6 protein-coding genes are annotated in these 11,058 nt (G+C 74.5%); all 6 read left to right on the top strand.

Annotation, left to right across the window (positions count from 1 at the left end; translation table 11 throughout):
• Positions 1-36: 36 nt before the first annotated feature.
• Entirely contained in the window at positions 37-1,227 is a 1,191-nt protein-coding gene (locus GVV04_RS25080) for an ATP-binding protein (protein WP_328822565.1), read from the top strand.
• Entirely contained in the window at positions 1,224-4,973 is a 3,750-nt protein-coding gene (locus tag GVV04_RS33445; protein WP_161691096.1) for a DUF5682 family protein, read from the top strand. The genes GVV04_RS25080 and GVV04_RS33445 overlap by 4 nt, the downstream gene beginning before the upstream one ends.
• Positions 4,970-6,871, top strand: coding sequence for a hypothetical protein (locus tag GVV04_RS25070; RefSeq protein WP_161691094.1), 1,902 nt, complete (start codon positions 4,970-4,972; stop codon positions 6,869-6,871). The genes GVV04_RS33445 and GVV04_RS25070 overlap by 4 nt, the downstream gene beginning before the upstream one ends.
• A 1,252-nt stretch (positions 6,872-8,123) precedes the next feature.
• Positions 8,124-8,993, top strand: coding sequence for a hypothetical protein (locus GVV04_RS33440; protein ID WP_235966997.1), 870 nt, complete (start codon positions 8,124-8,126; stop codon positions 8,991-8,993).
• 35 nt (positions 8,994-9,028) lie between these two features.
• Positions 9,029-9,904: a phosphotransferase family protein gene (locus GVV04_RS25060; protein ID WP_268926347.1), complete on the top strand. Its 876-nt coding sequence runs from the start codon at positions 9,029-9,031 to the stop codon at positions 9,902-9,904.
• A 441-nt stretch (positions 9,905-10,345) separates the two neighbouring features.
• Positions 10,346-10,969 (top strand): helix-turn-helix domain-containing protein, encoded by a 624-nt coding sequence (locus GVV04_RS33435; RefSeq protein WP_235966996.1) that lies wholly within the window; start codon positions 10,346-10,348, stop codon positions 10,967-10,969.
• Positions 10,970-11,058: the final 89 nt, after the last annotated feature.

The following is an 11,058-nucleotide window of genomic DNA, read 5'->3' as shown; positions in this document are numbered from 1 at the left end:
CCCCCGTCCGAACCCGAAAGAGAACGAGGAACACCAGTGACCGTGACGGAACACGTCCGCCCCGCCGTGGCGGCGGAGATCGCCGCCCAGGTCCTCTCCGCCGAACAGCGGTACGCCGACGAGCTGGCCTTCCTGGCCGCGTACGACGACGGGGCCCGGCCGCCGGGCTGGGCGCTGACGCCGCGCGCCGTGGTCACCTTCATCCGGGGCAGCGACGGCGAGGCGTTGAAGCTGCCCGCCGACCGGAGCACCGGCCCGGCCGGCACCGAACTGCCGGCCAGCATGACCATCCCGGCGAAGTTCGTCGGCGAGCGGAGCCTGGTCGAGCGGTGCGTGGTCACCCTGGCCGGTGAGCGGGGCCTGCTGCTCGTCGGTGAGCCCGGCACCGCCAAGTCCATGCTGTCCGAGCTGCTGGCCGCCGCGGTCTGCGGCACCAGCGCGCTGACCGTGCAGGGCACCGCCGGCACCACCGAGGACGCCTTCCGGTACGGCTGGAACTACGCCCTGCTGCTCGCCCAGGGCCCGACCCCGCAGGCGCTGGTCGACTCGCCGGTGCTGACCGCGATGCGTACCGGCCGGGTGGTCCGGATCGAGGAGGTCACCCGCTGCCTGCCCGAGGTGCAGGACGCGCTGGTGTCCCTCCTGTCCGACCGGCGGATGAACGTGCCGGAGCTGAGCGGCAGCGAGGACGGCCTGATCCGCGCGGCGCCCGGGTTCACCGTGATCGCCACCGCCAACCTGCGGGACCGGGGCGTGTCGGAGATGTCCTCGGCCCTCAAGCGCCGGTTCAACTTCGAGACCATCCACCCGATCTCGGACGTGGACACCGAGACCGACCTGGTCCGCCGGCAGGCCACCGCCGCCGTGCAGCGCGCCGGCGCGGCGTACACCGTGGACGACGCGGTGCTGGATGCCCTGGTCACCGTGTTCCGCGACCTGCGTTCCGGCCGATCGGGCGAGGGCTGGGACGTGGAGCGGCCCGGCACGGTCATGTCCACGGCCGAGGCGGTGCAGGTGGCGGCGTCGCTCGGCCTGGCCGCCGCGTACCTGCCCGGCGGGGACGCGCTCGACCTGGTGCCCGGGCACCTGCTCGGCGTGGTCCGCAAGGACGACCAGAACGACCACGCCCGGCTGCTCGGCTACTGGGACGGCCCGGTGCGCCGCCGCGCCGAGGACGGCTCGGCGATGTGGCGCCGGCTCTGGGACCTGCGGGAGAACCTGCGGTGACGACCTCGTCCCGCACGTCGCCCCGGGCGGCCTCGCCGACCGCCGAGCCGCCGACCGCCAACCCGCCGACCGTCGAACCGACGCCGGCCGACCCGCGAGCCGTGGTCGACGCGCTCGCCGGTTCCCGCCAGCCGTACCTGATCGGGGTGCGGCACCACAGCCCCGCCCTGGCGGCGGCGCTCCCGGCCCTGCTCGACGCCGCCGCGGCCGAGGTGGTCTGCGTCGAGTTGCCGGCCGACTTCCAGCGCTGGCTGCCGTACCTGTCCGACCCCGCCGCCCGGGCCCCGCTGGCCCTGGTCGGCAGCCACGGCGAGGACGGGCCGACGGGCTTCTACCCGTTCGCCGACTTCTCGCCGGAGCTGGCCGCGATCCGCTGGGCCCGGCAGCGCGGCGTCGAGGTGCTCTGCTGCGACCTGCCACTGACCGACCCCGGCTGGAGCGCCGTCACCACCGACCCCGACCTGACCGCCGGGTCCGAGCCGACCGCCGGTGGCGAACCGGACGCCGGTGAGCCGGTGCCCGGCCTGCGCCGGTCCGGCTACGCCGCCGCCCTCAGCGCCAGCGGCACCGGCCGGGACGGCGACGACCTGTGGGACCGGGTGGTCGAGGTGCGTGCCCCGGGCTGCCCGCCCGAGGCGGTCCGTCGGGCCGCCCTCGGCGTCGGCTGGGCGATGCGTACCGACAGCGCCGGCGGCGACGGCATACCGGCCCGGGACCTGGCCCGCGAGCGGCACATGCGCCGGGTGCTGGCCGAAGCCGGCGCGAACGGCCGGCGGGTGGCCGCCGTCATCGGCGCGTTCCACGCCCCGGCCCTGCTCGCCGCCGGATCGACCGAGGCCGACGGGGCCCCCGCCCTGCTGGCCGCCGCGTCGACCGACGCCGACGACGCGCCGACCCGGACCGTCAGCACGGCCAGCGCCGCCCCGGCCGGTAAGGTCCGGCCCGGTCCGGCCGCCACCGACGGCAGTGGCACGGCGATCACCTCGCTGGTGCCGTACGCGTTCGACCTGCTCGACTCCCGGTCCGGCTACCCGGCCGGGATCCGCGACCCGCGCTGGCAGCAGTCCGTCTTCACGGCTGCCGGCGACCCGGAACGGATCCGGGCCGCCGCCGCCCGGGCGGTCACCGACCTGTGCCGGGAACTCCGCTCGGCCGGGCACACCGCCGGTACCGGCGAGGCCGCCGAGACGGTACGGCTGGCCGGCGACCTGGCCCGGCTGCGGGACCTGCCCGCCCCCGGCCGGGGCGAGGTGCTGGAGGCGGTGACCACCGTGCTCGGCCAGGGTGAACTGCTCGGCCGTGGCCGAGCGCTGGCCAGGGCGCTGGAGACCGTGCTGGTCGGCGCCGAGCGGGGCCGGATCGCCCCCGGCACGCCGCGGTCCGGCCTCGGTCCCGCCGTCGAGGCGGAACTCACCGCGCTGCGGCTGCCCAACCCGGACAGCCCGAAGTCCCGCGAGGTCCGGCTGGACCCGCTGCGCACCGAGCTGGACGGGCGGCGGGAGATCCTGCTGCAACGCCTGCAGGTCTGCGGCATCGGCTACGGCGAGCCGATCGCGGTCTCCGGCACCGGCGACGGCGCCGCCCTGACCACCCGCTGGCAACTGGCCTGGACGCCGTCCGTGGCGGCCCGGCTGGACCTGGTCGGCGTACGCGGGGTGACCGCGGCGCTGGCCGCGGCCGGCACCCTGCGGGAGCGGTTCCGCCGGGAGGCCGCCGACGGCGGCCCCACCGCCGAGCGGCTACTCACCGGGCTGCGCGACGCCGCCCGGTGCGACCTGCCCGATCTGGTCACCGACCGGCTCGAGCTGGCCGCCGTGGTGCTGCCGGGCACCGGCACGCTGCCCGAGCTGCTGGCCGCCCTGGACCTGCTGGAGGCCCTGCGCCGCGAGCATCTGCCCGGCACCACCGCCGACGGCCGGGCCCGGGCGGCCGAGCTGGCCGTCGTGCTGCTGGACGCGGCGGTCCGCGGGCTGCCGGGCCTGGCCGGCAGCGACGCCACCGCCGACGCCGCCGCGCTGGTCGACCTCGCGGTCCGCGCCGGCGAGGATCGGATCGGCCTGCGCCTGGACGAGGCCCTCGGCCACCTGGCCCGGGCCGGTTCGCCGCTGATCCAGGGCGCCGCCCTGGCCGCCCGGGTGCTGCTCGACCTGACCGGCCTGGAGGTCCTGGGCACCCGGGTGGCCGGCTGGATCGACGCGGCGACCGGCCCGGACACCCGCCGGCACCTGCACCGGCTGCTCGCGGGTCTGCTCACCGCGGCGCACCCGCTGCTGCAGTCCGCCCCGGCGGCGCTGGACCCGCTACTGGAGCGGATCGAGCGGCTCACGGACACCGAGTTCCTGGATCGGCTGCCGGCGCTGCGCGGCGGGTTCCACGTGCTCACCCCGGCGGCCCGGGACCGCCTGCTGCACACCGTCGCGGACCGGCTCGGCGATCGGCTCGACCTGACCCTGTCCGTCCCGCCCGAGCTGCTGGCCCGCTGGACCGCCGCCGACCTGGCCGGTCGGGCCGCCCTGATCGCCCGCGACATCCCGATCCCGGGCCCGTCGAGCGGCTCCGCCGACGCCGAGCCCGGCCCGGACACGCCGACCGGCTCCACCGACGCCGAGCCCGGCCCGGACACCCCGGCCGCCCAGCTCACCCCCACGGACCGGTGGCGGCTGCTGCTCGGCCGCCAACCCGACCGGTTGCCGGCCGACGCCCGCCGCTACGCCCGTGCCCTCGACGAGCTGTACGGGGCGGGTCAGGGCGAGGGCGCCACCGACCTCGGCCAGGCGGCCGGAGGCGGCCAGGAAGCCTCCTTCCCGACCGCGCGCGAGTGGGCCGCCGAACTGGAGGCGCTCTTCGGCACCGCGGTACGTGAGGAGGTGATCGCCCGGGCGGCCGAGAACGGCCGTACCGACGTGCTCGTCGAGCTCGACCCGGCCTCGGTACGCCCCTCGATGGAGCTGCTGACCTCGGTGCTGTCGCTGGCCGGTGGCCTGCCCGAGGGGCATCTGGCCAAGCTGCGGCCACTGGTCCGGCGGCTGGTCGAGGAGCTGACCAAGCAGTTGGCCACCCAGGTGCGCCCGGCGCTGACCGGGTTGACCAACCCGCGTCCGTCGCGTCGTCCCGGCGGCCGGATCAACCTCGCCCGTACGCTCCAGGCGAACCTGCGGCACACCCAGCGCCTCGAGGACGGCCGGACGGTGGTGGTGCCGGAACGCCCGGTCTTCAACACCCGCACCCGCAGGGAGGCCGACTGGCGGCTGGTGCTGGTGGTCGACGTGTCCGGCTCGATGGAGGCGTCGGTGGTGTGGTCGGCGTTGACGGCCGCCGTACTGGCCGGGGTGCCCACCCTGTCCACCCACTTCCTCGCCTTCTCCACGGAGGTGGCCGACCTGACCGACCGGGTCGACGACCCGCTGTCGCTGCTGCTGGAGGTGCGCGTCGGCGGCGGTACGCACATCGCCGCCGGGCTGGCCCACGCGCGCTCGCTGGTGACCGTGCCGAGCCGCACCATCGTCGCGGTGGTCAGCGACTTCGAGGAGGGTTACCCGCTGGCCGGGCTGCTCGGTGAGGTCCGCACCCTGGCCAGCTCCGGCGTGCACCTGCTCGGCTGCGCCGCGCTGAACGACAGGGGGATGCCCTGCTATTCGGTGCCGGTCGCCGAGCAGCTCGTCGCGGCCGGGATGCCGGTCGCCGCTCTCAGCCCGCTCGAACTCGCCCGCTGGGTGGGCGATCGCATCCGCGGAGGATCACGTTGACGGACCGCACACCCACCGACCTGTTGCCGCCGGTGCTCCCGGAGGTCGCCGCTGCGGCGGTGGCCGCCCTGCCGCCCCGGCTGCACAAGCGGCTGGACGCCACCGTCGGACGGCTGGCCGGGGTGCCGGTCGGCCGGGTCGACGGCGGCGTATCGGTCGACTGCGGCACCGAGGCCCTGGTCACCCTCACGCCCGGACCGACCGGCGCGGTCACCGAACCGCACCAGGCGCGGTGCAGCTGCCTGTTGGCGCCCCGCTGTCTGCACCGGACCGCGGTCCTGGTCGCCTGCCCGGTCGCCGACCCGGCCATCCATCCCGACCCGGCGTCCACCGTCGCGTCGTCCGCTCCGGACAGCCATGGCGCGAAAACCGGCCGGACCGGGAAGTCGGCGGCCGGTCCTGCCGGCCAGAACGCGGCACCGACGAAGGCGCAACGGGCCGCCGCCGGTGCGCTGTGGCGGGCCGCCGCCGCGGTGCTCGCCGCCGGTGCGCCGGCCGCCGGCGCGGTCCCCCAGGCCGAACTGCTCCGGGCCGCGCACGGCGCCCGGTTGGCCGGCCTGCCTCGGGCCGAGAGCGCCGCGCTGCGCGCGGTACGTGGCCTGCGCGCCCACCGGGAACGACAGGCCGGCCACCGGCTGGCCGAGCTGGTCGAGGTGCTGCACGACCTGCTGTACGTGGCCGGCCGACTGGCCGCCGGCGATCCCGACCCGGCGCTGGTCGGCATCCTTCGGCGGGCCTACCAGCCGGACGGGACGCTGGAGGTGTACGGCGTCTGCCGGGAGCCGGTGATCAGCGCGAACGGATACGCCGGGGTGGTCACCCACCTGGTCGCCGCCGACGGGCGCCGGCTCTCCTTCGGCGACGTGAAACCGGGCGGCCCGGACCGGGCACGGGACTGCGCTCAGGCGGTCACCGAGATGGGCGCGGTCGCGGTCAACCATGCGGTGCTGGCCCGCGGCGGCCTGCGGATCACCGGCACCACCGTCTCCCCGGACGGCCGGCTCGGCGCCGGCAAGGGGGTCCGCGCCAGCCCGCTCACCCGGACCGACTGGTCCACCGGACCGCTGGCGGAACTGTTCGCCCGCCCACTCGCCGAGGTGGTGACCGCCCAGTTCGCCGTCGACGATCCGGAGGACCCGGCAGGGGCGGGGACCGCGTTGGTCGGCTGCGACCTGATGGTGGTGGGTGCCGTCGGCGACCAGGTGCTGGCCCGCGAGCTGGCCCCCGGCACCGACGCCGGACCGGAGCGAGCGCCGGCGCCGGATGGGCCGCTGATCCGGCTGGCGCCGATCGACTCTCACCCGCTGCTGGCCCACGTGTCCAACCTGCGGCAGCTCGCCGCCCGGCCGGGCCTGCGGATCCGGGTGGTCGGCCGGCTGGACCCGGACCGGGCCAGCACGCTGCACCCGCTCGCGGTCGGCCCGGTGCCCGGTGCCGCCACGACGCTCCGGCTGCCGGCGGACTGGCACGGCCGGGCGGACCTCGGCTACGACAAGATCCAGGGCGGCCACCTACCGCCTCGCGAACCGGCGTCGATGACCGAACCGGTCCTCGGCGCGGGCGTCGACGCGGTCGCGGAGTCCCCGCTGTGGCGGGTTCGCCGGCTGGTGGAGCTGGCCGTCTCCGGCGGTCGCCGCGCCGTCGTCGAGGCGGCCCGCAGCGAGGGCGCCGGGCTGACCGGGACGCTGCGCCGCGCCGGCTTCACCACCGCTGCCGCGGTGGCCGCCGCGCTCGCCGACGAGTCCGACCGGCGCGGGCGGGATGTGTTCGGTCGGCGCATCGATCCCGACCCGGACCGGTACGCCTGGGCCTGGCTCGCCACGACCGCCCACCTCGCCGCCACCGAGCGGGAGCTGATCCGCTCCTCCTGGACCGCCCCGGGTTCGGTGGATATCTGACCTGCGCCGTGGAACGGGATGGCGGCCTCCGTAGCACTGCGGGTGCCGCCACTCGGCGCGTTCTGGCTGCGCAGAGGCTGACCCGGATGTAGGGCGTGTCGAACGTCCGCTCGTCGCACGCGGATCACGTCGCGGACGTCGTCCCCGCTGGACGTCGTCCTCGCTGGTCGGCAGCAGGCGAGCGACGTCTGAGGCGGGCTGGCCCCAGGGCAGAGGCCAGGACCACGATCACCCATTGATCTGCACCGGTGCGACGCAGCCGGACGGGGACGCCCCGCCGTCGCCCGGCGCGCTTCTTTATGGGCTACCCCTTGATCGTCTGTTGGCCACCGGAGCGACACTCCGGCCGGGATGTCGGTACGCGGGCTCCCGCCGGGTCGGCTCTCCCTCCTTTGGCTCCTATGGACCTGCCCCGTTTGTGCTACCGACGGGCGGGAGCATAGACGGGGCAACTCTGTAGGAGCCGCCGAGCCTGTTCCCCTTCAGGCGGGCAAGCATCCGGGACAGGGCGGGCCGGTTGCGTGGTAGCCGCCGCACCGGCGGCATCCATACGCGCGACTTCACTATGCACGGTACGTATACCGGCCCTGCACGTAGCGGATTTCATTGGGTACGCTCCATCAGGCGATACGAACGGGGCCACCCTCGAATGGCGAGATTTTCCGTGACACATCCCTCCTGCCCCCGCTGCGGCGGCCGACTGGCCCGCGACAACGACAGCGGACGCTGCGCCCCCTGCCAGGCAGCCGAACGAGACCGCCTCAGCCAACCACCGGCGGTCCCGGCCACCTTCTGGGAACACGAGCCAGTCCGCCGGGCACTCGCCGAACGGCACCTCGGGCGGGCCATCCGGGCATTCCGCTGCCACCCGTACCACGGACGTAGCCCCCTGCCGCAGAGCGCCGTCGCGGGATGGCTGGGCATCACCCAGGCGCAGCTCAGCCGAATCGAAAAGGGCACACCCGTCGTCCACCTCGACCGGCTCATCCACTGGGCGCAGATGCTCCGCATCCCCGGGGAGCACCTGTGGTTCTCGCTTCCCCAGGGGAACGGCAGGGCAAGAACGGGATGTCCGCCCGCATCTCGCCCTTCCGGGGACTCTCCCGAGGGGAGCCGGCGGGCGCTGCTGGCCGGTATCGCAGCCGTAGCCGCAGGGGCCGGGCTGATCGCGGCAACGGGCGTAGCACATCCTCGTCGCATCGACGCCAGGGACGTCGCCCGCCTCAACGCGGTTCTGGAGCTGTACCGGTCGGTGGACCGCGAGAGCGGAGGCGGCCTGCTGTATCGAGAGGTGGCTCATTTCGCGGAGTCGGTGTACGGGATGCTCGACTGGTCGCACCCGCAGGTGTTGACCTCCCGCCTCGTCGCGTCGGTGGCGGCGGCTCGGCAGTTGGCCGGGTGGACGGCTCTCGACACGGGCAAGCACAGCGATGCCCACCGTCACTTCGTCGCAGCCGAGCGTGCCGCACTCGCTGCGGACGATGCCCCGTTGGCCGCCCTGGTCCGCTATTCCCAGGCCAAGCAGCTACAACACCTCCGCCACAACCGGGACGCGCTGGCGACGTTGCAGCTTGCCCGCGCCCACGTCGGGGCACAGGCCACACCAGCGCTCAACGCGCTGTTGCTGGGGGCGGAGGCCGCCTCGCTCGCCGCGCTCGGCGCGCACCGGGAGGCGGTGGCCACCCTCGGCCGGGCCAGTGACGAGTGCGACCGCATCGGCAGCGGCCACGAACCGGAATGGATGAGCTTCTACGACCGCGGCGAGTTGTTCGCCCAGTACGGCCGCGTCTATCGGGACCTGGCACGCCGGGACGAGAAGCACGCGCCGGAGGCGGTGCGCTGGGTGGAGAGCGCCATCGCCGCCTTCAGCCTGGGCAACGTTCGCAGCACGGTGCTCAACGAGGTCGGCTTGTGCAGCGCGCTGTTCCTCGCCGATCAGCCCGAGCAGGCGCTGACGGTCGGCGCGCGCGTCCTGGACCAGGCCCGAGCCCTGAGTTCAAGGCGAGTGATGGACCGCGTCGGCGACCTGCGACGCGATCTGACGCGGCACCGCAAGCTGCCTGCGGTCGCCGAGTTCGCACATCGCCTGAGCATTGCGGCAATCCAGCCGGCAGCGGGCTGAGCGTGGCTGAACCGGGGCGGTTCACCGAGAAGGCGATGACGGCGGCCATGCATCAGGTCGCCACCGGCCTGGGAGTCCCCACCGGGGATGCGCGGCTGCTGCGCCTGACCAACAATGCCGTCTTCGCGCTGCCCAGCGCTGCGATCGTCATCCGTATCGCCCGCACCCACCAGCTCTATGACCGGGTAAGCAAGGTTGTCCGGCTCGCGCAGTGGTTCGCAAACGTCGACTCGCCGACCATCCGGCTGGCGGCAAATGTCGAGCAGCCGGTGCGGGTCGGCCGCCTGCTGGCCTCCGTCTGGGAGTACGTTCCGCCGACCTCGCCGGCCCCGACCGCCGAAGACCTCGGCCGAGCCCTGCGGGAGTTCCACACGCCTGGCGTTCCGCCCTTTCCGCTACCGATGTGGGATCCGGTCGGCGACGCGCGCCGGCGGCTGGACGATGCCGAGGGGCTCGGTGATCACGATCGCGCCTTCCTGGTGGACTGGTGCGACCGCCTCGAACCTCGGCTGGATGCGTTACGCCAGGCCACGGAGGGGCAACTGATCCACGGCGACGCCCACGTCGGCAACCTGCTCCGCGAGCCGTCAGGTCGGGTCGTGCTGTGTGACTTCGACGCGACGTGCCTCGGACCCCGGCAGGTCGACCTGGCGGCAGTCGCCGTCGGCGAAGCCCGGTTCGGCGGCGACGACGCGTACCGATCGCTGGCGGACACCTACGGGTACGACGTCACCACCGACCCGGACTGGCCCCTGCTGCGGGAGGCCCGCGAGCTGAAGATGATCGCGGCGGCCGTTCCGCTGCTGGCGAGTTCCGCCACCATCGACCGGGAGTTCACCACCCGGCTCCGTTCCGTGGTGGAAGGCGACCACCGGGCGCGCTGGACGCCGTTCGCCGAGCTGACCGGTTGAGCCCGGACACGGGGTCGGTGCAGCTCAACGGTGTCGACCTCGGTTCGGCCACGACCGTACGCGAGCGGGTCTGCGGCTGCGGCAGTGCGGCTGGCCACACGGGAAATCTTGGTAGGAAATGGCCCTTCGAGGGGCCATTTCCTACCAAGATCTCCGGCCGTCCTAAGGAGCGGAACAGAGTTTCCGGAAGGTGGACGAACTTCGGGCGGGATCGGCAGAGTCGAAGGCGGCGGCGACCAGCTCGGCGCGGCAGGGCTCCCCCGGGGCGGGGCTCCCATGGGGCAGGACCGGCGGCGGGACAGGACGGGCCGGTTGCGGGGACCGCCGCGCCGGAGGGATCCGGGCACGCCGCTTCGATATGCGCGGTACGTATACCGGTCCCGCACGCAGCGGAGTTGAATGGGTACGCTCAACGAGGCGATACGGATGGAGCCACCGCGAATGGCGAGGTTTCCCGTGGCACACCCCACCTGCCCCCGCTGCGGCGGCCGACTGGCCCGCGACAACGACGGCGGACGGTGCGCCCCCTGCCAGGCCGCCGAACGCGACCGGCTGAGCCAACCACCCACGGTCCCGGCCACCTTCTGGGAGCACGAGCCGGTACGCCGGGCGCTGACCGATCGGCACCTCGGGCGAGTGATCCGGGCCTTCCGCTGCCACCCGTACCACGGGCGCAACCCCCTGCCACAGGGCCCGGTCGCGGGATGGCTCGGAATCACCCAGGCGCAGCTCAGCAGGGTCGAGAACGGCTCACCGATCGTCCACCTGGACCGGCTGGCCCACTGGGCACAGGTCCTGCGCATACCCGCCAAGCACCTGTGGTTCGCCCTGCCCGACCAGCCCTACCACCCCGCACCGGAAGCAGACGAACAGCAACCGGCCAGCCCCCGGGAGACAGCCGGACTGGGCACCCCACCAGCCCCGGCAGATGCCGCGACCACGGCATCCGATGTAGGAGGTGGCACCACGGACCGCCGACAGTTCCACGCCCTGGCCGCCCTCGCGGGCATCGCCGCGACCGGCTCCCGGTCGCGTCCACGGAAGTGGTGTACGACTTGCCCGTGATGGGCGTGTTGCGTAGATGAGAGACGGCCACCGCGCGATCCTTCGAGACGGCAAAGTCCGAGTGAAGGAGAGTGATGCGCGATGGCCGC

Origin of the sequence: Micromonospora rubida, from assembly GCF_009908295.1 — a bacterium.
Classification (GTDB): Bacteria; Actinomycetota; Actinomycetes; order Mycobacteriales; family Micromonosporaceae; genus Micromonospora; species Micromonospora rubida.
Note: the sequence above shows the minus strand (reverse complement) of the source record. Positions and strands in the feature narration are given on the sequence as shown.

Bases quoted from the DNA above. Each gene is read 5' to 3' on its own strand.
- GVV04_RS25060 (WP_268926347.1), top strand. From the start codon at position 9,029: ATGACGGCGGCCATGCATCAGGTCGCCACCGGCCTGGGAGTCCCCACC.
- GVV04_RS33435 (WP_235966996.1), top strand. From the start codon at position 10,346: ATGGCGAGGTTTCCCGTGGCACACCCCACCTGCCCCCGCTGCGGCGGC.